The organism is Sphingomonas sp. 320_CC (genome assembly GCF_059691795.1).
This window is the reverse complement of record NZ_JCAWAE010000002.1, coordinates 826,332-849,780: the sequence shown is the minus strand read 5'-3', so window position 1 is coordinate 849,780 and position 23,449 is coordinate 826,332. Positions and strand designations below refer to the sequence as shown.

At 66.2% G+C, this 23,449-nt stretch carries 23 protein-coding genes; 11 read left to right on the top strand and 12 right to left on the bottom strand.

All coding sequences use genetic code 11. The features are described 5' to 3' along the window. The first annotated feature begins 77 nt into the window (after nt 1-77). The 3 genes from AC59GX_RS10970 to phbB are packed head-to-tail and all read left to right on the top strand — an operon-like array spanning nt 78 to nt 4,020. Entirely contained in the window at nt 78-2,264 is a 2,187-nt protein-coding gene (locus AC59GX_RS10970; RefSeq protein ID WP_426282995.1) for a xanthine dehydrogenase family protein molybdopterin-binding subunit, read from the top strand. Beyond that, nucleotides 2,261-3,268: a ferrochelatase gene (gene hemH, locus AC59GX_RS10965; RefSeq protein WP_426282996.1), complete on the top strand. Its 1,008-nt coding sequence runs from the start codon at nt 2,261-2,263 to the stop codon at nt 3,266-3,268. The genes AC59GX_RS10970 and hemH overlap by 4 nt, the downstream gene beginning before the upstream one ends. Nucleotides 3,269-3,297: 29 nt before the next feature. Further along, complete coding sequence (phbB, locus tag AC59GX_RS10960; protein ID WP_056053415.1) at nt 3,298-4,020, top strand: acetoacetyl-CoA reductase; 723 nt, start codon at nt 3,298-3,300, stop codon at nt 4,018-4,020. A gap of 326 nt (nt 4,021-4,346) precedes the next feature. Here phbB and murA read toward each other — a convergent pair whose 3' ends face one another. Then, nucleotides 4,347-5,630 carry a UDP-N-acetylglucosamine 1-carboxyvinyltransferase gene (gene murA / locus AC59GX_RS10955; RefSeq protein WP_426282997.1) on the bottom strand — a complete coding sequence of 428 codons (1,284 nt, stop codon included), beginning with the start codon at nt 5,628-5,630 and terminating at the stop codon, nt 4,347-4,349. Nucleotides 5,631-5,881: 251 nt separating this feature from the next. Between murA and AC59GX_RS10950 the strand changes: the two genes are divergently transcribed. Continuing rightward, nucleotides 5,882-6,565 carry a Crp/Fnr family transcriptional regulator gene (locus AC59GX_RS10950; protein WP_056488277.1) on the top strand — a complete coding sequence of 228 codons (684 nt, stop codon included), beginning with the start codon at nt 5,882-5,884 and terminating at the stop codon, nt 6,563-6,565. A gap of 164 nt (nt 6,566-6,729) precedes the next feature. On the opposite strand, the gene clpS is transcribed toward AC59GX_RS10950, so the two are convergent. From clpS to AC59GX_RS10935, 3 genes are all read right to left on the bottom strand, one after another. Next, a complete protein-coding gene (gene clpS / locus AC59GX_RS10945) occupies nt 6,730-7,080 on the bottom strand; it encodes an ATP-dependent Clp protease adapter ClpS (protein ID WP_056066412.1) in 351 nt (116 codons plus the stop codon). A 193-nt stretch (nt 7,081-7,273) separates the two neighbouring features. After that, nucleotides 7,274-7,951, bottom strand: a complete 678-nt coding sequence (locus tag AC59GX_RS10940) for a phasin family protein (RefSeq protein ID WP_497301684.1) — start codon at nt 7,949-7,951, stop codon at nt 7,274-7,276. Nucleotides 7,952-8,057: 106 nt separating this feature from the next. Then, entirely contained in the window at nt 8,058-9,776 is a 1,719-nt protein-coding gene (locus AC59GX_RS10935) for a PHA/PHB synthase family protein (protein WP_426282999.1), read from the bottom strand. Nucleotides 9,777-10,110: 334 nt separating this feature from the next. Between AC59GX_RS10935 and AC59GX_RS10930 the strand changes: the two genes are divergently transcribed. From AC59GX_RS10930 to AC59GX_RS10920, 3 genes are read left to right on the top strand one after another with little or no spacing between them, the layout of a single operon-like run. Continuing rightward, nucleotides 10,111-11,319, top strand: coding sequence for an LL-diaminopimelate aminotransferase (locus tag AC59GX_RS10930; RefSeq protein ID WP_060525995.1), 1,209 nt, complete (start codon nt 10,111-10,113; stop codon nt 11,317-11,319). A 9-nt stretch (nt 11,320-11,328) separates the two neighbouring features. Next, nucleotides 11,329-12,105, top strand: coding sequence for a TSUP family transporter (locus tag AC59GX_RS10925; RefSeq protein ID WP_192976799.1), 777 nt, complete (start codon nt 11,329-11,331; stop codon nt 12,103-12,105). Nucleotide 12,106: 1 nt separating this feature from the next. Then, nucleotides 12,107-12,532 (top strand): acyl-CoA thioesterase, encoded by a 426-nt coding sequence (locus AC59GX_RS10920; protein ID WP_426283000.1) that lies wholly within the window; start codon nt 12,107-12,109, stop codon nt 12,530-12,532. An 85-nt stretch (nt 12,533-12,617) separates the two neighbouring features. Here the strand turns inward: AC59GX_RS10920 and AC59GX_RS10915 are convergent, their stop codons facing one another. Then, nucleotides 12,618-13,040, bottom strand: a complete 423-nt coding sequence (locus tag AC59GX_RS10915; RefSeq protein WP_426283487.1) for a winged helix-turn-helix transcriptional regulator — start codon at nt 13,038-13,040, stop codon at nt 12,618-12,620. Nucleotides 13,041-13,224: 184 nt separating this feature from the next. Here AC59GX_RS10915 and AC59GX_RS10910 point away from each other — a divergent pair, with 184 nt between their 5' ends. The 3 genes from AC59GX_RS10910 (at nt 13,225) to AC59GX_RS10900 (ending at nt 16,797) form a co-directional block, all read left to right on the top strand. Then, complete coding sequence (locus AC59GX_RS10910) at nt 13,225-13,554, top strand: CC_3452 family protein (protein WP_426283001.1); 330 nt, start codon at nt 13,225-13,227, stop codon at nt 13,552-13,554. A 47-nt stretch (nt 13,555-13,601) separates the two neighbouring features. Continuing rightward, entirely contained in the window at nt 13,602-15,707 is a 2,106-nt protein-coding gene (locus AC59GX_RS10905; RefSeq protein WP_426283002.1) for a RelA/SpoT family protein, read from the top strand. 67 nt (nt 15,708-15,774) lie between these two features. Continuing rightward, entirely contained in the window at nt 15,775-16,797 is a 1,023-nt protein-coding gene (locus AC59GX_RS10900) for a glycosyltransferase family 2 protein (RefSeq protein ID WP_497301681.1), read from the top strand. Nucleotides 16,798-17,055: 258 nt separating this feature from the next. Here AC59GX_RS10900 and AC59GX_RS10895 read toward each other — a convergent pair whose 3' ends face one another. Both AC59GX_RS10895 and AC59GX_RS10890 read right to left on the bottom strand, forming a co-directional pair. Further along, the gene (locus tag AC59GX_RS10895) at nt 17,056-17,784 is read right to left on the bottom strand and encodes a class I SAM-dependent methyltransferase (protein WP_056066439.1); all 729 of its coding nucleotides are present in this window, start codon (nt 17,782-17,784) and stop codon (nt 17,056-17,058) included. A gap of 30 nt (nt 17,785-17,814) precedes the next feature. Next, entirely contained in the window at nt 17,815-18,264 is a 450-nt protein-coding gene (locus tag AC59GX_RS10890) for a GtrA family protein (RefSeq protein ID WP_497301679.1), read from the bottom strand. A gap of 66 nt (nt 18,265-18,330) precedes the next feature. Between AC59GX_RS10890 and AC59GX_RS10885 the strand changes: the two genes are divergently transcribed. Further along, nucleotides 18,331-20,118 carry an AcrB/AcrD/AcrF family protein gene (locus AC59GX_RS10885; RefSeq protein ID WP_497301677.1) on the top strand — a complete coding sequence of 596 codons (1,788 nt, stop codon included), beginning with the start codon at nt 18,331-18,333 and terminating at the stop codon, nt 20,116-20,118. A gap of 40 nt (nt 20,119-20,158) precedes the next feature. Here AC59GX_RS10885 and AC59GX_RS10880 read toward each other — a convergent pair whose 3' ends face one another. The 5 genes from AC59GX_RS10880 to argB all read right to left on the bottom strand — a co-directional run bounded on the left by AC59GX_RS10880 (nt 20,159) and on the right by argB (nt 23,384). Next, nucleotides 20,159-20,779, bottom strand: a complete 621-nt coding sequence (locus AC59GX_RS10880) for a MarC family protein (RefSeq protein ID WP_253071537.1) — start codon at nt 20,777-20,779, stop codon at nt 20,159-20,161. Further along, nucleotides 20,776-21,651 carry a bifunctional methylenetetrahydrofolate dehydrogenase/methenyltetrahydrofolate cyclohydrolase FolD gene (gene folD / locus AC59GX_RS10875; protein WP_426283006.1) on the bottom strand — a complete coding sequence of 292 codons (876 nt, stop codon included), beginning with the start codon at nt 21,649-21,651 and terminating at the stop codon, nt 20,776-20,778. Before folD ends, AC59GX_RS10880 begins: the two co-directional genes overlap by 4 nt. Next, the gene (locus tag AC59GX_RS10870; RefSeq protein ID WP_426283007.1) at nt 21,648-21,959 is read right to left on the bottom strand and encodes a DUF167 domain-containing protein; all 312 of its coding nucleotides are present in this window, start codon (nt 21,957-21,959) and stop codon (nt 21,648-21,650) included. Before AC59GX_RS10870 ends, folD begins: the two co-directional genes overlap by 4 nt. Next, entirely contained in the window at nt 21,956-22,258 is a 303-nt protein-coding gene (locus tag AC59GX_RS10865) for a YggT family protein (RefSeq protein WP_056066456.1), read from the bottom strand. The genes AC59GX_RS10870 and AC59GX_RS10865 overlap by 4 nt, the downstream gene beginning before the upstream one ends. Nucleotides 22,259-22,466: 208 nt before the next feature. Further along, nucleotides 22,467-23,384, bottom strand: a complete 918-nt coding sequence (argB, locus tag AC59GX_RS10860) for an acetylglutamate kinase (protein WP_056053472.1) — start codon at nt 23,382-23,384, stop codon at nt 22,467-22,469. Nucleotides 23,385-23,449 lie beyond the last annotated feature (65 nt).

Sequence of the window (23,449 nt, the reverse complement as noted above, 5' to 3'; positions counted from 1 at the left end):
CCCCGGAGACCCACTCCCCCTCATCCGCCGCTTCGCGCCACCTTCTCCCCGTGGGGGAGAAGGATTAGAGCGCACCCATGATCAACAGGCGCAGCATACTCGTCGGCGGCGGCGCAGGGATCGGGCTCGTCGTCGCCTGGGGTCTCTGGCCACGAACCTACGCCCCCAACCTCGTCGCCAACCCCGGCGAAACCCCGTTCGGCGCGTGGCTCAAGATCGGCACCGACGGCCACGTCACCGTCGCCGTTCCGCAGGTCGAGCATGGCCAGGGCGTCTACACCACCCTCCCCCAGATCGTCGCGGACGAACTCGGCGCGGACTGGCGCACGATCGGCGTCGAGCCCGCCCCGCTCAACCCGCTCTACGCCAACCCAATCGGCACGCACGACCTGTTCGAAGGCCTGTTCGCCCGCCTCCCAGCTGGCACCCCGCAACCACCGATGCTGACCGGCGGATCGAGCTCGATCCGGATGTTCGAGCAAGCCTGTCGCGAGGCCGGCGCAGGCGCGCGCGCGCTGCTCTGCATGGCAGCGGCCAAGCGCTGGGACGCCGACTGGACCCAGGTCAACGTCGACGCCGGCTTCTGCACCTACCAAACCAAGCGCATCCGCTTCGCCGAACTCGCCGAAGAGGCCGCGAAGTTCACCCTTCCCGATCCCCTCCCACTCGGCATCCAGGGTGCAGGCAAGCTGGTCGGCAAATCCGTCCCCCGCCTCGACACCCCGTCTAAAGTCGACGGCTCGGCCAATTTCGCAGGCGATGTCCGCCTTGCCGACATGGTCCACGCCGCAATCCGCCAGGGCCCGGTCGGCGGTCGCCTAACAAGGGTCGACCGCGCCGCCGCCGACCGCATCCGCGGCGTGCTGTCGGTGGTCGAGAACCCGCGCTGGGTGGCGGCCGTCGCTACGACAGGGTGGGCCGCGCAAAAGGCGCTCGACGCGCTCGCCCCGCGGTTCGAGAACGACGCCCCGCTCCCCGATACCAGGTCGATCGGCGCGGCACTCGACGCGGCGCTAGCCCGTCCCGGCACGCAGATGGCGTACGCAGGCGACGTCGCCACGACCTTCCAGGGTGCCAAGCTCGTCACCGCAACCTACCACGCGGGCCTCGGCCTGCACGCAGCGATCGAGACCCGCAGCGCGACAGCCTCCTTCTCGAACGGCCGCCTCGAACTCTGGCTAGCAACGCAAGCGCCGGGGCTCGCACGATCGGCAGCAGCGCGCGCGGCGGGCCTCAGCGAAGACGCCGTCGTCGTCCACCCGATGCTGATCGGCGGATCGTTCGGCGCCGCGCTCGAACACGACGTCGCCGAACAGGCGGCGGTGCTGGCGGTGAAGCTCCGCCGCCCGGTCAGCCTCGTCTGGGCGCGCGGCGAAGATTCGCTCCACGATCACTACCGCCCGCCCGCCGTCGCAAAGATGGCCGCACGGCTCGCCCCCAACGGCGCGATCATGGGCTGGTCGGCAAAAATCGCAGCCCCCTCGACCGGCGCCGAGATGGCACGCCGGATAATGCCGGGCCTCGCGACCGAAGCCGCGCTGATCGGCGTCAACGGTGACCGCTACGCCGTCGCGGGCGCGGCGCCGGTCTATCGCATCCCCGCCTATACGGTCGAGCACCACCCCGCCGAGATCGGCATCCCTACCGGCCACCTCCGCGGCGGCGCACACGGCTACACCGCGTTCTTCACCGAATGCTTCCTCGACGAACTCGCGCGCACCGCGCAGTCCGAACCGATGTCGTTCCGCATCGCCATGCTTGGCGGCGAACCGCGACTCGCGCGCTGTCTCTCGACCGCCGCAGCGCTCGGCGGCTGGGACGGCGGCGTCGCCGGCAGCGGCCAGGGCATCGCAGCCCACGCCTTCCGCGGCAGCTACATCGCGGTCATGGCGGAGGCGCATGTCGGCGCAGACCAGCGCCCGGTGGTCGACCGCCTCGTCGCCGCGGTCGATTGCGGCGCGCAGATCAACCCCGACATCGTTCGCCAGCAGATCGAGGGCGGGCTGATCTTCGGCATGGCCGCCGCGCTCGGCGCATCGACCGGTTTCACCCGCGGCCTCGCCGACGCGCGCGGGTTCGACACGATCGGCCTGCCCCGCCTCGCCGACACGCCCGACATTACCGTCGAGGTCATCCGCAGCGACGAGGCGCCCGGCGGCGTCGGCGAACTCGGCGTCCCCGCGGTCGCGCCCGCGATCGCCAACGCACTCTATGCGTCAACGGGCTTCCGCATCCGCAATTTGCCTTTAAGACCAGCGCCATGACCCTGCCCCCCGATCACCCCCTGATTCCGAAACCCAAGATCGGCGTGCTGCTGATGAACCTCGGCACGCCCGATGGCCCCGATGCGAAATCGGTGAAGCGCTATCTCGGCGAGTTCCTGTCCGATTCGCGTGTCGTCGAGATCCCGCAGATCGCGTGGCAGCCGATCCTGCGCGGCATCATCCTCAACACCCGCCCGAAAAAGTCCGCGCACGCCTATTCGCAGGTCTGGCGCGAGGACGGCTCGCCGCTCGCCGCGATCACCCGGTTGCAGGCCGCGGCGTTGAAGGATTCGTTCGGGCCGGGCGTGCTCGTCGACTGGGCGATGCGCTACGGCAATCCGTCGATCTCGGACCGGCTGACAGCGATGAAGGCGGCGGGCTGCGAACGCATCCTGCTCGCGCCGCTCTACCCGCAATATTGCGCAGCAACGACCGCGACCGCGAACGACAAGGCGTTCAAGCATCTCGCCGGGCTGCGCTGGCAGCCGGCGATCCGCACGCTGCCGCCTTACTATGACGACACGCTCTATATCGACGCGCTGAAGGACTCGCTCGAAGAGGGGCTCTCCGCGCTCGATTTCACGCCCGATGCCATCGTCGCCAGCTTCCACGGCATGCCGAAGCGGACGTTGCAGCAGGGCGATCCGTATCACTGCCACTGCCAGAAGACCGCGCGACTGCTTGGCGAGCGGATGGGGCGCGAGCTGACGATCGCGTTCCAGTCGCGTTTCGGGCCGCAGAAGTGGCTGGGACCGGCGACCGACGAGACGCTCGTCGCGCTCGCCAAGGCGGGCAAGACCAAGGTCGCGATCTTCGCGCCGGGCTTCTCCGCCGATTGCCTGGAGACGCTGGAGGAACTGTCGATCCGCGGTCGCGAGAGCTTCGAAGAGGCTGGCGGCACGCACTTCGCCTATCTGCCCTGCCTCAACGACAGCCCGGTCGGCGTGGAAATGTTGCGCAGCATTTTGGCGCGCGAGCTTGAAGGATGGGTGCGGGCTGGCTAGCCTTCGGCAAAACATGAGGAGAGAGACTGATGGCACGCGTCGCAATTGTAACCGGTGGTACGCGCGGAATCGGCGAAGCGATCAGTCTCGCATTGCAGGACATGGGCCTGACGGTCGCGGCCACCTATGCCGGCAACGACACGCGCGCGAAGGAGTTCACCGAGCGCACGGGCATTGCGGCCTACAAGTGGGACGTCGCCGACTACGACGCGTGTCAGGCCGGCTGCGCGCAGGTCGCCGCCGATCTGGGCGATGTCGATATCGTAGTGAACAACGCCGGCATCACCCGCGACGGCACGATCCTGAAGATGACGTACCAGGATTGGAAAGAGGTGATGGACACCAATCTCGGCGGGTGTTTCAACATGGCCAAGGCGGTGTTCCCCGGCATGCGCACGCGCAAATGGGGGCGGATCGTCAACATCGGCTCGATCAACGGTCAGGCCGGGCAGTACGGCCAGGTGAACTATGCTGCCGCCAAGTCCGGCATCCACGGCTTCACGAAGGCCTTGGCCCAGGAAGGCGCGCGGGCGGGCGTAACGGTCAATGCAATCGCGCCTGGGTATATCGATACGGACATGGTGGCGGCAGTGCCGGCCGACGTGCTGGAGAAGATCGTTGCGAAAATCCCGGTCGGGCGGCTTGGCCAGGCGACCGAGATCGCGCGTGGGGTGGCGTTCCTGTGTTCGGAGGAGGGCGGGTTCGTTACCGGGTCGACGTTGAGCATCAATGGTGGTCAGCACATGTACTGACGGGCGCAGGCGGCGCAAAGCGCGGCCGTTGCCCGCAGCGGAGCGAGCGGGCAGCGCCCGGCACGGCCGGCGGGTCGGTTCACCGAACCCGTCCGACGGCGGCTTTGCCGGCGGCGCTGAATGAATGTCTACCGGATTACCAAGGACGGCCTTGCTGGATCCTGGGCCCCCGCCTTCGCGGGGGAACGAGCAAGGGTAGCGCTGCTTACACCGAACCCCACAGCGTCCGCGGCGCGTAAGAATGCCACCGCCAAACGCCGGCAACCTACTCCCTCTCCCCGGAGGGGAGAGGGCTAACGCCCGTTCCACCGACGCCCCCGCCACACTCACCCGTCGCTAGCGCGCTCGATATCCGCGCCAACCGCGCTCAGCTTCTCCTCCAACCGCTCATACCCACGATCCAGGTGATAAACCCGCCCCACAGACGTCTCACCATCAGCCGCAAGCCCAGCGAGAATCAAGCTCATCGAAGCCCGCAGATCGGTCGCCATAACCTGCGCCCCGACCAGCTTGTCGACGCCCCGAACCACCGCGGTCCGCCCGCGCACCTGGATATCCGCGCCCATCCGCGCCAGCTCGGGCACGTGCATGTAGCGGTTCTCGAAGATCGTCTCGGTCAGCACGCTGGCGCCGTCGGCCTTGCACAGCATCGCCATGAACTGCGCCTGCATGTCCGTCGCGAAGCCAGGATACGGCGCGGTCGATAGCGTCAGCGGCTTCAGCACGCCGTCCGACGCCACCCGCACGCCGTCCTTGGTCGGCGTCACGGACACGCCCGCCTCGACCAGCGCATCGATCGTCGCGCCCATGTCCGGGATCGCCACGCTGACCAGTTCCAGGTCGCCGCCGGTGATCGCCGCCGCGCACGCGTAACTGCCCGCCTCGATCCGGTCGGGCATCACCGCATAGGTCGCGCCGTGCAGCCGATCGCGGCCCTCGATCGTCAGCGTCTCGGTGCCGATCCCATCGATCGACGCGCCCATCGCGACGAGGCAATTGCAGAGGTCGACGATCTCGGGCTCGCGCGCGGCGTTTTCGATCACGCTCGTACCCTTGGCGAGCACCGCCGCCATCACGACATTCTCGGTCGCGCCGACCGACACGATCGGGAAGCGAAAGCGTCCGCCCGGCAGGCGCCCGCCCGGCGCGATCGCCTTCACATAGCCCGCCGCCATCTCCAGCTCGGCACCGATCGCTTCCAAAGCGCGCAGGTGAAGATCGATCGGACGATTGCCGATCGCGCAGCCGCCCGGCAGCGACACCGTCGCCTCGCCGCCCCGCCCGAGCAACGGCCCGAGCACCAGAATCGACGCACGCATCTTCCGCACGATGTCGTAAGGCGCCTCGGTCGAGGTGAGGTTACCCGCGCGGATCGTCATCACCCGGCCGAAATCCTCGGGCCGCGTCCCCTGGATCGCGGTCGACGCGCCGAGCTGGTTGAGCAGGTGGCCGAAGCCGTCGACATCCGCCAGCCGCGGCAAATTGCGCAGCGTCAGTGGCTCTTCGGTCAGCAACGCGCACGGCATCAGCGTGAGCGCGGCGTTCTTCGCGCCGGAGATGGGCAAGCGCCCGGACAGGCGATTGCCGCCGCGAATGAGAATACGGTCCATCCCGGGTGTCTATCGCGGCTGGCGTTCTGCGCAAGGGCCGCGCAGCGATCGGGCGACAGGCGGATGCTGGCCGGGGGTCGAGTCCCGCGTCGGGACCGGGCGCGCCATCCGAAGCGCTAACACACCCCGCTTGATCGACTTTAATGCGCGGAAATCCTAGCTTTGCTCTGTGGTTCTCGAACATTGGGGACCATTACAGAGTGCCGGACAGCTGCTTCGCCGACCGCGTCGGCGATCTCATCGACCTGTCGATGAACGAGAAGGCTGCGTTAGCGCGGTTGGAGGAGCGCCCGCGAGACTTGCGTCGCGGTGCCGTCCTCGTGCGCGAGAATGACCCGCAGGCCGAACTCTTCATCCTGCAGCGCGGCATGGCGATGAGCTATGTGTTGCTCGACGACGGCAGCCGCCAGATCCTCCGCTTCCTCTATGCTGGCGACATGCTGGCGGTCTCTGCGCTGGTCTATCGCGACTCGCCGGAGACGGTGGTCGCGCTGACCGACTGCACGGTGTGTTCGTTCGATCGTTCGGCGATGACCGGGCTCGTCACCGATCATCCACGGCTGTCGGCGCTCATCATGGTCATGAACCAGATGGAGAAGGTCGCGCTGACCGACCGTCTCGCCGCCCTCGGCCGGACCTCGGCCAAGGCGCGGATCGCGGCTTTGCTGCTCGAGATGCGCAACCGACTGCGGATGCGCGACCGCGCGATGGGCAACAGCTTCACGCTCGGCCTGACGCAGGAGGAAATCGGCGACGCCACCGGCCTCACCGCGGTCCACGTCAACAGGATGCTGCGGCAGTTGGAAGAGGACGGCCTGATCCGCCGCGAGATGGGCCGCGTCACGCTGCTTAACGAGGTGCAATTGGCGCAAGCCGCGAACTACATCGACCGCTTCGAGGGGCTGGACCTGCGCTGGTTGCCGCCAGCGCGGTAACCCCTTCCCTCAATCCTCCCCCGCCAGGGGGAGGTGGCTGGCTCTTGCCAGACGGAGGGGGAGGATACGGAACAGGGGTTGGCGCTTGCCTCCCCTCCGTCACCTTCGGTGCCACCTCCCCCTTGCGGGGGAGGACCAAGACAGATCACCTCAAACGGTAAGGCTCAAGCCTTCTCCAGCGTGCACTGTAGCGGATGCTGGTTCTGCTTGGCGAAATCCATCACCTGCGACACCTTGGTCTCCGCCACCTCGTAGCTGAACGTGCCACACACGCCGACGCCCTTCTGATGGACGTGGAGCATCACGCGAGTCGCGGCCTCCATGTCCATCCGGAAGAAGCGCTGGAGGCAGAGCACGACGAACTCCATCGGCGTATAGTCGTCGTTGAGCATCAGCACGCGGTACGGCGTCGGCTGTTTGGTCTTCGCGCGCGTCTTGGTCGCGATACCGGCGCCGGTGCCGCCCCCGGTACCATCATGGCCGTCCTCGCCATTATCGTCGCGGCGCTCGGCCATCTGCTCGCCCGTCCGCTGGGGAGTCGTCATTTCAGGGGTCAAAAGCATGCTGCCAAAATATGGCATGCCGGGGGGCAAGGGCAAGGGGGCGCCGGCACACGTCGCGCGAAAACCGCAAACGCAAAAGGGGCGACCGTCGCATGACGGCCGCCCCTTTCTCGTCACCTGCCGCCCGAAGACGGCATCGCGTAACTTAGGCCGAGATCTTCATCTTGTCGGTCGCGACCGCAACGCGGTTCGAGATCGGCTGCGCGAACTCGCCGAACATCTTCAGCATCCGCTCGGTCGAGCGCGAGCCCTCGGCGATCATCGTGTCGAACGCGGTGCGTGCATAATCGCCCTGGAGCTTCATGAACTCGGTCGGCGACTTGGCGGCGGCGAGCGTCTTGGCGGCTTCGGTCGCGCTCTCGAACGAGGTCTTAGCGTAGTCGGCGGCTTCCTGGCCGAGCGCCTCGACGTTCTTCGCGGCGATCTTCGACGACTCGACGAGCGCCTCGATGTTGCCCTTGCCGAAGGCGACGAAATCTTCCGCCATCTTCGCCGACTTCTCCATCGCGCCCTTGGCCTGCTCGTTGAATTCGGCAGTGTTCGCGCCGCTGAAGAGGGCCTTGGTCTTCTCGGTGATGCTCTGGATCGTGTCCATCGTGGCGTCCTTTGTTTCGCTAGCAGGGATCCCCAACGGCGCAGCGGCCTGAATCGGGGCGGGAATGTCCGTGTGCGGCGATACAAAAGCAGCCGCGAGAGGTTGAGGTGCCGGCGTCTTGGCGATCGGCTCGGGTGCCGGTTTCGCCGGCTTGGCGACGGTCCGAGGAGCCTTCGCGATGGCGGCAGGCTTCGAACCGGCCTTGGCCGTCCGTTTCACGATATCCACCATCCACGCACCTCTCTTCGGAGTTATGTCGCGGTCTTCATACACCAATTCTCGCGCCGCACAATAAAAATTGTGCACTGCACCATGACGCAAACGTAAGGTAGCGCTATCGGCTCTTCACATACTCGCCGGGCGCCTCGCCAAGCGCCTTCAGAGCCCCCTCTCCTGGTAGCCGCGCACCGTCTGCGGCCACCGTCTCGGCACCGAGCGCGCGCAACCATTCGACCCAATCCGGCCACCAGCTGCCCTTCGTCTCCGTCGCGCCGGCAACGAAGTCGTCGAGCGTCGTGTGCGCGCCCGGATTGGTCCAGTATTGATACTTCCCCGCAGCCGGCGGATTGACCACGCCCGCGATATGCCCCGAGCCCGCGAGCACGAACTTCAGCGGCCCGGCGAACAATTGCGTGAGTTTCCAGACGCTTTCGGCCGGCGCGATATGATCTTCGCGCCCCGCCTGGACATAGCTCGGCGTGGAGACCTTGGTGAGATCGATCGGCGTACCGTCCACCGTCATCGTCCCCGTCACCAGCAGATTGTCGCGGTACAGGTCGGTCAGATAGCTCAGATGCCATTTCGCGGGCAGGTTGGTCGTGTCGCCATTCCAGTGGAGCAGGTCGAACGGCACGTAATCCTGCCCCAGCAGGTAATTCTGCGTGACGTAGTTCCAGATCAGGTCGCGCCCGCGCAACAGGTTGAACGTCGTCGCCATGTAGCGGCCGTCGAGGAACCCCTCGGGCGACAGCGACGCGACCATCTTCAGCTGTTCGTCATCGATGAAATGCTGCAGTTCGCCCGCCTGCGCGAAATCGACCTGCGCGGTGAAGAACGTCGCGCTGGCCACCTTCGCCGCCTCGTTACGCGCCGCCAGCAGCGCCAGCGTCGCGGCCAGCGTCGTTCCCGCCACGCAATAGCCGATCGTATGCACCGCCGGCACGTCGAGCGCGGCGCGCACCGTGTCGATCGCCTCGACCTGCGCACCCACATAGTCGTCCCAGACGACGTCCTTCATGCTCGAATCGGCGGATTTCCACGACACCATAAACACGGTGATGCCCTGCTCCACCGCCCAGCGGATGAAGCTCTTCTCCGGCGTCAGGTCGAGGATGTAGAACCGGTTGATCCAAGGCGGAAAAATCACGAGCGGCGTCGCCAGCACGCGCTCGGTGGTCGGACTGTACTGAATCAGCTCGTAGAGCGACGTGCGTTTCACCACCTTGCCCGGCGTCATCGCCAAATTGCGCCCGAGCTCGAACGCGCCGTCGGGCGTATGCGTCACCTGCCCGCGGGCAAGATCCGCCATCATGTTCTGGAGACCTTTGAGTAAATTCTCGCCGCGCGTCTCGATCGTCTTCTCGATCACCTGCGGGTTGGTCAGCGCGAAATTGGTCGGGCTCATCGCATCGACGAACCCCTTGGTCGCGAACCGCAACTGCTCCTTCTGTTTCGGATCGAGCCCGTCCACCGCCTCGACTCCGCGGAGCATGTGGTCGCCGATCAACTGATAACTCTGCCGGATCAGGTCGAACACCGGCTCGCGCCACTGCGGCGCCTTGAAGCGCTTGTCGGTGACGGGCGCAGCCTCGGGCGCCTTGGCCGGATCGAGAAACCGCTGCCACAAAGTCAGGCTCTCGGCCCAGAAATCGCGCGCGCGCTCCAGTGTCGCGGGGTCGGTGAAACCTGGAATCGCGGGAATACCCTCGGGCTTGGCCTGCATTGCCGCGAGCCCCTGCTCCATCATCATCTGCTGCGCACGCCCCATCACCCACGTCCAATGCTGGAGATCGGGGAGGGTCGGCGTGGAGGCGTCGGGAGGAGTATCGGCCATGGCATCCTCTGCTTTTTCGGGAGCTTAGCCGAGGCAACGGTCCAGCGGAAGCGGAGTGGTCGCTGGCGCAAGATCCCGTCGCCACATCGTCCCGGCAATCACCACCCAACGTCCAACCACCTCCCCGGCGAAGGCCGGGATCCAGTTGGGAGACGTTGCTGGTGAACGATGCGCCACGTTACCGCGACCTCTCCACCTGGGCCCCGGCCTCCGCCGGGGAGGCGCATTCCGTCCAAATCCGAATACCCCAGCTTTCGCCCTCTCGACGAATGAGGCGGATGACGCCCCCGCTCACCTGCGGTACAGCACCAGCTCCTCCAGCTTGAGGCTGATCATGTCCGAAGACTTCTACCGCATCAAACGCTTACCCCCCTATGTCATCGCCGAAGTGAACGCGATGCGGGCGGCGGCGCGCGCGGGCGGGGAGGACATCATCGATCTCGGCATGGGCAATCCCGACCTGCCGCCCCCCGAGCACGTCATCGAGAAGCTCGTCGAAGTCGCGCGCAAGCCCAGCGCGCACGGCTATTCGCAGTCGAAGGGCATCCCCGGCCTGCGGAAAGCTCAGGCGAACTATTACGGCCGCCGGTTCGGGGTCGACGTCGATCCCGAGACCGAGGTCGTCGTCACGATGGGCTCGAAGGAAGGCCTCGCGAGTCTCGCCACCGCGATCACCGCGCCCGGCGACGTCGTGCTCGCGCCCAACCCGTCCTATCCGATCCACACCTTCGGCTTCATCATCGCCGGCGCGACGATCCGCGCGGTGCCGACCACGCCCGACGAGGCGTATTTCGAGAGCCTCGAGCGCGCGATGGCGTTCACCGTCCCGGCGCCGTCGGTGCTGGTGATGGGCTATCCGTCGAACCCGACCGCCGAAGTCGTCGACCTCGCCTTCTACGAGCGCGTCGTCGAATTCGCGAAGAAGCACAAGCTGTGGGTAATCTCCGATCTCGCCTATTCGGAACTGTATTTCGACGGCAAGCCAACCCCCTCGATCCTTCAGGTCCCGGGCGCGAAGGACGTCGCGATCGAGTTCACCTCGCTCAGCAAGACCTATTCGATGGCCGGTTGGCGGATGGGCTTCGGGGTCGGCAACAAGACGCTGATCGCGGCGATGACGCGCGTGAAGTCGTACCTCGATTACGGCGCGTTCACGCCGATCCAGGCCGCCGCCTGCGCCGCGCTCAACGGCCCGCAGGACATCGTCGAGCGCAACCGCCAGCTCTATCACAAGCGCCGTGACGTGCTGGTCGAGAGCTTCGGCCGCGCCGGCTGGGACATCCCGAGCCCTCGCGCGAGCATGTTCGCCTGGGCACCACTGCCGCCCGCGCTCGCGCATTTAGGTAGCCTTGAGTTCACCAAACAATTGCTGACTCACGCGCACGTCGCCGTTGCCCCAGGTGTCGGCTACGGCGAAAACGGCGAGGGCTATGTGAGGATCGCGATGGTCGAGAACGAACAGCGGCTCCGCCAGGCGGCGCGCAACGTGAAGAAATATCTCCAGTCGATGGGCGTCAACACGCCCGCGCGTGGCGCCGGCTAACCCGCCAGCGTGGATATCAATCCGTTATATTCGGTGGCCGGCGTGCTCGTCGGGCTCATCGTCGGGCTGACGGGTGTCGGTGGCGGGTCGCTGATGACACCGCTGCTGGTGCTCGTCTTCGGCTTCCACCCCGCCACCGCAGTCGGCACCGACCTGCTCTACGCGTCGGCGACCAAGACGGTCGGGACGACGGTGCATGGCTGGCGCGGCACGGTCGACTGGCAGGTCGTCCGCCGACTCGCGACCGGCAGCGTCCCCGCGGCGATCGCGACGTTGCTCGTGCTCAACCATCTCGGCGAGAAATCGTCCGACACCGGCCACGCGATCACCGCCGTGCTTGGCGTGACGCTGATCCTGTCGGCAGTCGCGACCTTCTTCCGCGGCAAGATCGTCGCGTGGCTGACGCCTCGCATCGGCACGGTAGGCGGCGAGCGCCAGGCGATGCTGACGATCCTGCTCGGCGCAGTCCTCGGCGTGCTGGTCTCGCTGACCTCGGTCGGCGCCGGCGCGCTGGGCATGACCGCGCTACTGATCCTGTACCCGACGTTGCCGATCAACCGGCTGGTCGGCTCGGACATCGCGCACGCGGTGCCGTTGACGCTGCTCGGCGGGATCGGCCACTGGATCCTCGGCTCGGTCGACGTCGACCTGCTCGTGTCGCTGCTGATCGGCTCGATCCCCGGCATCATCGTCGGCAGCCTGATCGCGACGCGCGTTTCCGACCGCGTGCTGGTGCCTGTCCTCGCGACCGTGCTGGCGCTGGTCGGCGTGAAGCTGATCTTCTGACATGCGGCCGGGTTTCGCCTTCTCGACCAGGTTCCGCGTGCGCTATGCCGAGATCGACGGCCAGCGCATCGTCTTCAACTCGCGCTATCTGGAATATGCCGACGTCGCGGTCACCGAGTTCTGGGAATGGACCGGGATCGCGGAGGCTCTGCCGGACGTCTGGCCGACCACCGAGTTCAACGTGCGGCGGACGGAGATCGATTACCTCAAGCCGTTCCGCCTCGGCGACACGATCGAGGCATTCGTGCGGATCGAGAAGCTAGGCACGACGAGCCTGACGAAGCGGTTCGAGCTCGCGCATGCGGAGACTGGTGAACTGCATACGGTGATCACGATGGTCAGCGTCCACGTCGATCTCGAGACCGGCCGGCCGGTGCCGCTGCCCCGCGCGATCCGGGCGGTGCTGGAAGCGCTACCTACTCAATAATCGAAGATAGCGTGTTCCCCCGCGAAGGCGGGGGTCCAGACTGGGCTCCCGCCTTCGCGGGAGAACAAAGAAGGGCTGCCGGAGGTTACTCCGCAGCCTCAGCCTCCACCCCATCTCCGGCAACTTCCCCAGGCAGCGCCCAGATCAGGTCGGCCTTGGTCAGCACGCGCCCATCATGCGACCGCACCGACACCGGCTGCAACGGCCGCCGATCGCGCGCGTCGACGAGGATCGGGAACGCCGGCACGCACGTCTCCCACCGCTCTCCCCATTGCCGCAGCGCGATCATCGTCGGCAGCAGCGCGAACCCCTTGTCCGTCAGACCGTAGGCGATCTTCCGCCGATCCTCCGGGATAGGCTGCCGCTCCAGAATTCCGTGCTCGACCAGCCGCGCCAGCCGGTTCGCCAGGATATTACGCGCAATCCCCAGTTCCGACTGGAACTCCTCGAAATGGTGCAGACCGTTGAACGACGCGCGCAGGATCAGGAACGACCAGCGCTCACCCATCGCCTCCAGCGCGGCGGGGAGGCTGCATTCGAGCAGGGGTTCGCGCAATTTGCCCACGGCGTCTTCCTTCTTGGACAGCGATGCTACCGCATAATTCCAATAAACGAAATGCCTGTACATTTTCAGTTGCAACTCAAAACTTATCTTGGTAGGTAGCAATTAGAAACCTTTCAGGAGTCTACCGATGTCCGTCATCACCCGCGCAATTCTGGCCGCCGCTCCCGCCCTCGCGACAGGGTTCGCAGCGCTGCTCGCGACACCGGCATCGGCACAGCTTCCAATCAACTATTATATTGCCGTCCCGGCCGCCGCACCCGCCTCGACACGGCTCATCACCAACGGCACAGCCTGGCGCTGGGAGAACGCGGCATTCGTCTCCAGCAAGGCGCCGCAGCGCGACGTGATCCTCTGCGCCGCGGTTGCCAAGCGCGTCGGGCCGCTCGCCAGTTTCTCCGTCGCGGGCAAGGCCTATGACGCCGACGCGCTGGCCGCGTGCAACAACCACGCGAAATAACGAGGAATTTGTTGCAATGCATCGCAACCCGGCCCCATCTATAAGCCGTGTTGCGCCAATATGAACTGGTCGATCGCGTCCTCGACTACGATCCCGATGCCGATGAGGCGCTGCTGAACCGCGCCTATGTCTTCTCGATGCAGGCGCACGGGTCGCAGAAGCGCGCGAGCGGCGATCCGTATTTCAGCCACCCGATCGAGGTGGCGGGGATCCTGACCGACCTCCACCTCGATGCGGAGACGATCGCCACCGCGATTCTCCACGACACGATCGAGGACACGGTCGCCACGCCCGAGGAGATCGAGCGGCTGTTCGGTGCCTCCGTCGCGCGTCTCGTCGACGGCGTGACGAAGCTCAGCAAGATCGAGGCGCAGACCGAGAACGAGCGGGCGGCGGAGAACCTGCGCAAATTCCTCCTCGCGATGTCCGACGACATCCGCGTGTTGCTGGTCAAGCTCGCCGACCGGCTGCACAACATGCGGACGCTCCACCACATCGCCAAGCCCGAGAAGCGCCGTCGCATCGCCAAGGAGACGATGGACATCTATGCGCCGCTCGCTGAGCGGATCGGCATGTACGAGTTCATGCGCGAGATGCAGTCGCTCGCGTTCGAACAGCTCGAGCCCGAAGCCTCCGAATCGATCAACCGCCGCCTAGAACAGCTGAAAAAGGGCGACGGCGACCGCATCGCCAAGATCGCGTCGGGACTGAAGCTGGTGCTGTCGCGCGCAGGCGTCGAGGCGGAAATTTCGGGACGCGAGAAGCACCCCTATTCGATCTTCCGGAAGATGTCGGAGCGGCACATCAGCTTCGAGCAGCTGTCCGACGTGATGGCGTTCCGCGCGATCGTCCCGACCGAGGAGGATTGCTACCGGGTGCTCGGGATCATCCACCAGCGCTGGCCGATGGTCCCGGGGCGGTTCAAGGATTACATCTCGACGCCCAAGCGCAACGGCTATCGCTCGCTGCACACGTCGGTGATCCACGCCGACAGCGCGCGGATCGAGATCCAGATCCGCACCGCCGACATGCACGCACAGGCCGAGTTCGGGCTGGCGGCGCACTGGGCGTACAAGCAACAGATCAACGGCAGCGACCGCCAGGTCAGCTGGATCCGCGACCTCGTCGAGATCCTCGATACCGCCGAGAGCCCTGAAGAGCTGCTCGAACACACGCGGATGGCGATGTACACCGATCGCATCTTCGCGTTCACGCCGAAGGGCGAGCTGATCCAGCTGCCCAAGGGCGCGACCTCGATCGACTTCGCGTATGCGGTGCACACTGATCTCGGCGACCAGGCGGTCGGCGCGAAGGTCAACGGCCGCGTCGTGCCGCTGTCGACGGTGATCGAGAACGGTGATCAAGTGCAGATCCTGCGCTCGAAGGGCCAGTCCCCACAACCGCAATGGCTCAACGTCGCGACCACCGGCAAGGCGCTGGCCGCGATCCGCCGGCACCTGCGTCAGAAAGAGCGCGTCGAGCAGATCGCGCTCGGCCAGACCCTGTACGAGGATATCGCCACCCGCCTGCCCGCGCAGATCGGCACCGATGCACTGAGCCACGCGCTGAAGCGGCTGAAGCTGCCCGACGACTCGTCGCTTATGGTCGCGATCGCGCGGCGGACGCTATCCGATGCCGCGGTGATGGAGGCGCTGATGCCCGGCTCGGCGGGCGCGGACGTGACGCATGCGCTCGCGCCGCAATCGAGCGCGATCTCGATCAAGGGCCTGACCCCCGGAGTCGCCTACGACTTGGCGACGTGCTGCCATCCGGTGCCGGGCGACCGGATCGTCGGCTTGCGTCGGCCCGATGCGGGGATCGAGGTCCACGCGATCGACTGCCGCGTGCTGGGCGAACTCGCCGAGCGTTCCGAGAACGAGACCGACTGGGTCGACGTCGCCTGGGGCGACGAGACCGAGGGCGCCGTCGCGCGGATATCGGTGATGGTGAAGAACGAGCCGGGCTCGCTCGGCATCGTTTCGTCGATCATCGGCGGGCACAAGGCGAACATCATCAACCTGCGGCTCGATACGCGCGACAAGAGCTTCCACACCAACGAGATCGACGTCGAGGTGCACGACGTGCAGCAACTCATGCGGCTGATGGCGGGCTTGCGCGCGGCGGATGCGGTTCACACCGTGGAGCGGGTGTAGAGTTTGTTGCTTTTGGCTTCCCACATCTTTCAATGACGACAGACAAACCCGACGCTAGACGGGGCGAATGAACCGTCCCGCGTTATCGATCGTCGTCCCTTGCTATAACGAGGCGGCGTGCCTCGACATCCTGCATGCGCGCATTTCCGGCGCCGCGAAGGTCGCGGTCGGCGACGATTACGAGATCGTCCTGATCAACGACGGCTCGCGAGACGACAGCTGGCCCGTGATGCAGCGCATTGCCGCCGCCGACGCGCGGCTTGTCGCGATCAACCTCTCGCGCAATCACGGCCACCAGTTGGCCCTCACCGCCGGCCTCGACCTCTGCGCGGGCGAGCAGATCCTGATCATCGACGCCGATCTCCAGGATCCGCCCGAACTCCTGTCCGACATGCGCGCGGCGATGGCGGCAAGCCAGGCCGACGTCGTCTATGCCGTCCGCCGCCAGCGCGCCGGCGAAACGGTCTTCAAGAAAGCCACCGCCGCCGCCTTCTACCGCCTGCTGACGCGCATGACCGAAACCCCGATCCCGCTCGACACCGGCGACTTCCGCCTGATGAGCCGGCGAGCGCTCGACGCGTTCCTGTCGCTTCCCGAGCAGGCGCGATTCATCCGCGGCATGGTCGCCTGGATCGGCTTCAAGCAGGTTCCCTTCCCGTATGATCGCGCAGAGCGGCTCGCAGGCGAGACGAACTACCCGCTGGCGAAGATGATCCGCCTCGCGTTCGACGCCGTCACCGGGTTTTCGACCGCACCGCTCCGCTTCGCCAGCCACGCCGGGCTCGCGCTGACCGGCGTATCGCTGCTCCTGTTCGTCTACATCGCGATCGGCTGGCTCTCGGGCAGCGCAGTGCAGGGCTGGACCTCGACCATGCTCGTCACGGTGTTCCTCGGCGCGGTACAGATGTTCGTGCTGGGGATGATCGGCGAGTATCTCGGACGGCTGTACGTCGAGTCGAAACGCCGGCCATTGTATATCGTCGCGGACGTCGCGGGCCCGATCCAGCGGAAGGCTACCTTGGGGTTTCGTGCGGAGCCGGTGGAAGTGGCGCGGTTGCCTGACGGCTCCCTTCCCTCCCACCCCGAATAACGAACGCGCCTGCCGATCACAACACCACCCCGGCGAAGGCCGGGGCTCAGTTGGCAAGGTCGCAGTGACGAAGCGCGCCCGACGTCAGCAACGTTCCCCAACTGGGCCCCGGCCTTCGCCGGGGTGGTGGTTGGAGATGCGCCTAAGATCCCCCCTCCGTTCGTGCTGAGCGAAGTCGAAGCACCTGCGCGCGAGGCCTGCCCTTCGACTTCGCTCAGGACGAACGGGTTAGGGAACGGAGAAGATCACAAGGCAGGCTTACCGCGGCACCGCCAGCGTCACGATCGAAACCCCCGGCGTCATCGGCACACGCCCGACCAGATGCCGCTCAAGCCGGAAGATCTTCTCGAACAGCGCATTCACCAGCTTCGGCGGTGGCGAATCATCGCTGTCGTCGCGCCCGGTCATCCGCCCGGCAATCCGCGCCGCCGCCGCCAGCGGGAACAGCAGCGAGTTGAAATACCCCAGCTTCTCCGGCTTCAACCCGGCAGTCTCGATCGCCGACTGCAACGTCGCCTTCGAATACCGGCGATGGTGATGGTTCACGACGTCGTGCGCGCTCCACAGCCACGCATGCGCCGGGACCGCGATCAGGATCTTGCCCCCCGGAGCAAGGCAATCGGCCATAGCCTTCAACGCCGCGACGTCGTCCTCGATATGCTCGACCACATCGAGCACCGCGATCAGATCGTAGTGCGCGCGGGGTACGCCGGGGAGTTCGGGCAAGGGGGCCGCGCCGACCGGCTTGCCGAGCCGCTCGCTGGCGATCTCTCGCGCGGCCGGATCGATCTCGATCGCGTCGATCTCGCCGAACTCCGCCAGCATCGGCAAATTATGCCCGGTGCCGCAGCCGATCTCGAGGATCTTCGCATCCTTCGGCAAAGCGCCGTAGCGTGTCAGGTAATCCGCCAGGATGTCGCGGCGCGCGCGGTACCACCAGTGCGTGGAATCATGCGCGGCCATCCGGTCGTAGACGATGCGGTCCATTACGTGTCGGCCCTGCGGTTGAAATTCATGTCAGTTGAAAACCCAGAAACGGTTGAGCACGAACGTCACGATCGCGGCAAGAAAGACGGCCGGGATCAGCGGGATCCACGGATGCAGATGAAGCAGCGCCGTACCGATCCAGGTGATGACCGCATTGAGCGCGAGCCCCGAACCCTGGACGATCACGAACTTCACATGGCGCGCCGCACCCGGTTCCTTCGCGTGCCCCTTGAAGCTCCAACGGCTGTGCAGGAAGAACCCGACCACCACTGCGACCGCAAATGCGAACGGCACAGCGGCTACCGCCTGGCGGGGCGGGAACACGTACGCGGTCAGCGGCAGGTAGACGAGCGAATACACCACGCTGGAAATCCCGCCGGCGATGCCGAAGCGCACGAGCTGACCGAGCACGCCGCTCGCCCGCATCTGCTCCATCTGTCGCCAAATCGCCTGCATGCCCGCCTTGTTCTTTACCCGCACCGCGATAGAGCGACCGCGAAGACAAGCCCGCGCATCTAGAGTGCGTGCGGGCCGGAGGAAAGCGTTTTGGATCAGGCACCACTTCAGCGGCGGACGTTGCTGGACGAACTCGATCGGCATTGGATCGCGCTGACGTTGCTCGCCTGGGTAGCGGTGGCGGCATGGTCGATGGTCGATCGCTGGGGTCAGATCCGCTGGCTGTCGCTCGGCGATACCGACGACAACATGCGTCTGATGCAGGTCCGCGCCCTGCTCGACGGCCAGGGCTGGTACGATCTGCGCAATTACCGGATGAACCCACCGGTCGGTTTCGACATTCACTGGAGCCGGATCGTCGACCTGCCGATCGCCGGGCTGATCCTGTTCTTCCGCCTGTTCACCAGCAACAGCTGCGCCGAACGGCTCGCCTGCGGGATTGCGCCCTTACTGCCGTTGTCGATCGCGATGCTCGGCATCGGCGCGACCGTGCGAAGGCTGATCAGCCCGTATGCATGGCCGCTCGCGGTCGTGTTCATGGTCGGCGCTACGGCCACGATGCTGATGTTCATGCCCGAGCGGATCGATCATCACGGTTGGCAGCTCGCGATGCTGAGCCTGACGGTCGCGGGCCTGTGCGATACGAACGGCCGTCGTGGTGGCGCGATGGTCGGGATCGCGAGTGCGGTGTCGCTGTCGATCGGGCTCGAGCTGTTGCCCTACGCGGCGATGGCGGGAGCGATCATCGCCTTGCGCTGGGTGTGGGACCGGTCGGAAGCCGAGCGCTTGTCGATCTACGCGCTGACGCTCGGCGGCGGCAGCACGCTCGGGTTCGCGCTGTTCGCATCGAACGCCAACCAGTCTATGCGCTGCGATGCGCTGACCCCGGTGTGGCTGAGCGTGATGATCGCGGCGGGGATGCTGCTGTTTTTGCTCGCGCGGTTCGGGCCGGCGTCGCGCGGAATGCGGTTGACGCTGGCGGTTGCGGCTGGGGCGGCGATCGTCGTCGGGTTCGCGCTGGTGTTCCCACAATGCCTCGGGCGACCCGAGGGAATTTCGCCCGAACTGCAGCGCAACTGGCTGGACAATGTCCGCGAGGCCAAGCCGATCTACAAGCATAGTTTCCGGGTGGGGTTCGCGCTGGCGACGCTGCCGATCATCGGCCTGATCGGGGCGGCGATCGCAGCGTGGCGCGCGCGTCGCGATCCAAGCGCAGTCGGCTGGGCGGCGGTCGCGCTGTTCACCGCGTTCGCGTGCGCGATGCTGCTGTGGCAGGTCCGCGCCGGGCCCGCCGCGCAGATGCTGGCGATCCCGGGGGCGACCGCGCTGGCCTGGCTGATCATCCCGCGGTTGCTCGGCAACCGGTCGATCGCGGTGCGCGTGCTGGGGACGGCCGCGGCGTTCCTGATCGTGTCGGGCATGTTCGCCGGGATGGTGCTGAAATACCTGCCGATCGACCAGCCAAAGCCGTATGAAAAACGCGTCAACATGGCGACCGGCGACTGCCTGCGCACGACCGTGCTGCTCGCGCTGAACAAATATCCCGCGCAGACGATCTTCACCTTCGTCGACATGGGGCCGCGGCTGATCACGATCACGCATCATGACGCGATCGCGGGCCCGTATCACCGCAACGGCGACGCGATCCTCGACGTCCAGCATGCGTTCGGGCGGTCTGCGGACGAGGCGCATGCGATCATCAAGCGCCACGGCGCGACGATGCTGCTGCTGTGTCCGAACGCGGCCGAATCGACCAACTATAAGGCGCGCAGTCCGAAGGGGTTCTACTCGGAACTGGCGAAGAACAAGATCCCGGCGTGGCTGACCCCACTCCCGCTGCCGGCGAAGTCGCCGCTGCGGTTGTTTAAGGTCGGCTGACCATCACCCCCCGGTTCTCCTGCGAACGCAGGAGAACGGATTAGTGCAGCACTACCGACAAACCGTCGAGGACGAACTGCACCGCCAGCGCAGCCAGCAGTACGCCCAGCAACCGAGTGATCACCGCCTCGATCTTCGCGCCGAGAATCCGCATGATCGGCCCCGCCGCGAGCAGTGCGACGAGCGTCAGCAGCAGGATCGTCACCATCGCGCCGAGCACCACCAGCGATCGCTCGATCCCGCTGTTGCGGCTCATCAACAGCATCACCGACGCGATCGAGCCCGGGCCCGCGATCATCGGCATCGCCATCGGGAAGATCGAGACGTCCTCCACCTCGGGATCGCTCGCCACCTTGGCGGCACGATCCTCGCGGCGCTCGGTGCGCTTTTCGAACACCATTTCGAGCGCGATCAGGAACAGCATGATGCCGCCGGCGATGCGGAAGCTCGCCAGGCTAATTCCCAAGCCCTTGAGTAATGCCTCGCCGAACAGCGCGAACACGAACAGGATCAGCGCGGATACGCCGACCGCGCGGATCGCCATCGCCCGCTTTTGCAGGGACGACGCGCTCGCCGACAGCCCGGCATAGATCGGCGCGCAGCCGGGTGGATCGATGACGACGAAGAACGTGATCAGCGACGAGATGTAGAGTTCGATCACAGCGCGGCCTCGTCGATAACAATGCCTTCGCGACGGCCTGCGGAGACCAAGGTGTTGCGCAGTAGGCAGGCGATGGTCATCGGCCCGACGCCGCCCGGCACCGGTGTGATCGCGCCCGCGACCTCGACTGCGCTGGCGAAATCGACGTCGCCGACGAGGCCGGCATCGGTCCGGTTGATACCGACGTCGATGACGGTCGCGCCGGGCTTGAGCCAGTCGCCCTTGATCATCTGCGGAATACCGACCGCAGCAACAACGATGTCCGCGCGGCGGATGTGCGCGGGGACGTCCTTCGTGCGGCTATGCACGACGGTCACGGTGCAGCTTTCGCGGAGCAGCAGTTGCGCCATCGGCTTGCCGACGATGTTGGAGCGGCCGACGACGACCGCCTCGAGTCCGCTCAAGCTCGGCAACACGCTCTTCAACAGCATGACGCAGCCGAACGGCGTGCAGGGAACGAAGCCGGGCAGACCGGTCGCGAGGCGGCCCGCGTTGATCGGGTGGAAGCCGTCGACGTCCTTGTCGGGGTCGATAGCGGCGATCACCGCCTGCTCGTCGATATGCTTCGGCAGGGGCAACTGGACGAGGATACCGTCGATCGTCGGATCGGCGTTGAGCGTCGCGACCAAGGCCAGCAGGTCTTCGGCGGGGACGTCGGCGGGGAGCCGGTGCTCGATGCTTTCCATTCCGGCTTCACGCGTCGCCCTGCCCTTCGACCGGACATAGACGTTGGAGGCGGGATCCTCGCCGACCAGCACCACAGCCAGCCCAGGCGCGCGGCCTGCCTGTGCACGAAAGGCGGTGACGCCGTCTGCGATACGGGCCCGGAGGCCGGCGGCGAAGGCCTTGCCGTCGATGATGGTCGCGCTCATGCCCGCGGCCCATAGAGCGCGGCGGCAATTTCCGCCAGCGTAGTGGCGTTGCCGGCGATGTGCAGGCGCTTCAGGCGGGCGGTTTCGCCGGCGACGATCGTCACGGCACGCTTGGGTACGCCGAAGGTCTTCGCGACGAGCGCCACCAACCCCGCATTCGCGGCACCGTCCACCGGCGCCGCCGCCAACCTCGCGACGAAATGCTCTTCGGTCCCGGCGGTCAGCGCATCGCGACCCCCGCGCGGCGTTACCCGAACGGCGATCGCCAAGCCGTCAGCCAGCGCTCGCCAAGCGGCCTTCGCGCTCAATAGGTTGCGACGAGATAGTTCTGCGCGATGTTCGGAATGACAATGTTGCTGAGAATGTAGAGGATCAGCAGCACGACGAGCGGCGACAGGTCCAGCGCGCCGAAATCCGGGAGCACGCGGCGGATCGGGCGATACATCGGCTCGGTCATCCGCTGCAGCGCGGTCCACACGGTGCGGACGAAATCGCTGTGCGTATTGATGACGTTGAACGCGATCAGCCACGACAGGATCGCCTGCACGACGATGATCCACCAGATGACGGTGAGCAGCAACTGGACGATCTGAAGAAGGGCGATCAAGGCGTAGGTCTCCGCTGGTGTATTGCCGATATAAGGTGGCGGGAGGAGAACGAGAAGCCCTGTGGTGTCGGGAGGTGTGCGCCCGGTGATTCGCCTTCCCAATCCCCGTCATCCTGGGCTTGACCCAGGATCCAGAGCCACAGGCGTTACCCTAGTGGCTCTGGATCCTGACTTTCGTCAGGATGACGGGCGTGAGAGGCTACCCCCTTTACCGCGAGCGCCCGTTCGCGCTCACCAGCGTGCCCGCGCCCTGCTTGGTGAAGATCTCCAGCAGCATCGCGTGCGGCACGCGGCCGTCGATGATGACCGCGGCGTCCACCCCCGATTCGACCGCCGCAACGCAGGTGTCGAGCTTGGGGATCATGCCGCCGGTCACCGTCCCGTCGGCGCGTAGCTCAGCGATCCGCGCGGGGTCGAGGTCGGTGAGCAGTTCGCCTTCCTTGTCGAGCACGCCGACGATATCGGTGAGCAGAAAGAAGCGCGCGGCGCCCATCGCGGCGGCGATCGCGCCCGCCATCGTGTCGGCGTTGATGTTGTAGGTGTGGCCATCCGCACCGATGCCGATCGGCGCGATTACCGGGATGATGTCGGCCGCGATCAGCGTGTCGAGAATCGTCCGGTCGACCGCGATCGGCTCGCCGACGAAGCCCAGGTCGACGTGCCGCTCGATCCCCTGGAGCTTGTCGGGCTCGCGACCGTGACCGACTTTCTGCGCGAGGACGAGGCCCGCGTCCTTGCCGGAGATGCCGACCGCGCGACCGCCGGCCTGGCCGATCCAGCCGACGATTTCCTTGTTGATCGAGCCCGCCAGGACCATTTCGGCGATCTGCGCGGTCTCCGCATCTGTGACGCGCAGGCCGTCGACGAAGCGTGATTCGACGCCGAGCCGCTTTAGCATCGCGCCGATCTGCGGGCCGCCGCCGTGGACGACGACCGGATTGATGCCGACCGCCTTTAGCAGAACCATGTCCTCGGCGAAGTCGCGCTGCAGCTCGGGATCGCCCATCGCGTGGCCGCCGTATTTCACGACGAACGTCTTGCCGGCGTAGCGCTGAAGATACGGCAGCGCCTCGGTGAGCGTTTCCGCCTTGGCGAGCAGGGCGGGATCGGGCGTGTGATCGGTCATGCCGATCCCTTAGCCAGTCGAGGGAGGTAACGAAAGCCGCGGACGTCGCTCTTGCTTCCGTCGTT

What these genes read in the sequence shown, in the direction of transcription:
- AC59GX_RS10970 (WP_426282995.1), top strand. Translation starts at nt 78, where the DNA reads ATGATCAACAGGCGCAGCATACTCGTCGGCGGCGGCGCAGGGATCGGG.
- hemH (WP_426282996.1), top strand. Translation starts at nt 2,261, where the DNA reads ATGACCCTGCCCCCCGATCACCCCCTGATTCCGAAACCCAAGATCGGC.
- phbB (WP_056053415.1), top strand. Translation starts at nt 3,298, where the DNA reads ATGGCACGCGTCGCAATTGTAACCGGTGGTACGCGCGGAATCGGCGAA.
- murA (WP_426282997.1), bottom strand. Translation starts at nt 5,630, where the DNA reads ATGGACCGTATTCTCATTCGCGGCGGCAATCGCCTGTCCGGGCGCTTG.
- AC59GX_RS10950 (WP_056488277.1), top strand. Translation starts at nt 5,882, where the DNA reads ATGAACGAGAAGGCTGCGTTAGCGCGGTTGGAGGAGCGCCCGCGAGAC.
- clpS (WP_056066412.1), bottom strand. Translation starts at nt 7,080, where the DNA reads ATGGCCGAGCGCCGCGACGATAATGGCGAGGACGGCCATGATGGTACC.
- AC59GX_RS10935 (WP_426282999.1), bottom strand. Translation starts at nt 9,776, where the DNA reads ATGGCCGATACTCCTCCCGACGCCTCCACGCCGACCCTCCCCGATCTC.
- AC59GX_RS10930 (WP_060525995.1), top strand. Translation starts at nt 10,111, where the DNA reads ATGTCCGAAGACTTCTACCGCATCAAACGCTTACCCCCCTATGTCATC.
- AC59GX_RS10920 (WP_426283000.1), top strand. Translation starts at nt 12,107, where the DNA reads ATGCGGCCGGGTTTCGCCTTCTCGACCAGGTTCCGCGTGCGCTATGCC.
- AC59GX_RS10915 (WP_426283487.1), bottom strand. Translation starts at nt 13,040, where the DNA reads ATGGGTGAGCGCTGGTCGTTCCTGATCCTGCGCGCGTCGTTCAACGGT.
- AC59GX_RS10910 (WP_426283001.1), top strand. Translation starts at nt 13,225, where the DNA reads ATGTCCGTCATCACCCGCGCAATTCTGGCCGCCGCTCCCGCCCTCGCG.
- AC59GX_RS10900 (WP_497301681.1), top strand. Translation starts at nt 15,775, where the DNA reads ATGAACCGTCCCGCGTTATCGATCGTCGTCCCTTGCTATAACGAGGCG.
- AC59GX_RS10895 (WP_056066439.1), bottom strand. Translation starts at nt 17,784, where the DNA reads ATGGACCGCATCGTCTACGACCGGATGGCCGCGCATGATTCCACGCAC.
- folD (WP_426283006.1), bottom strand. Translation starts at nt 21,651, where the DNA reads ATGAGCGCGACCATCATCGACGGCAAGGCCTTCGCCGCCGGCCTCCGG.
- argB (WP_056053472.1), bottom strand. Translation starts at nt 23,384, where the DNA reads ATGACCGATCACACGCCCGATCCCGCCCTGCTCGCCAAGGCGGAAACG.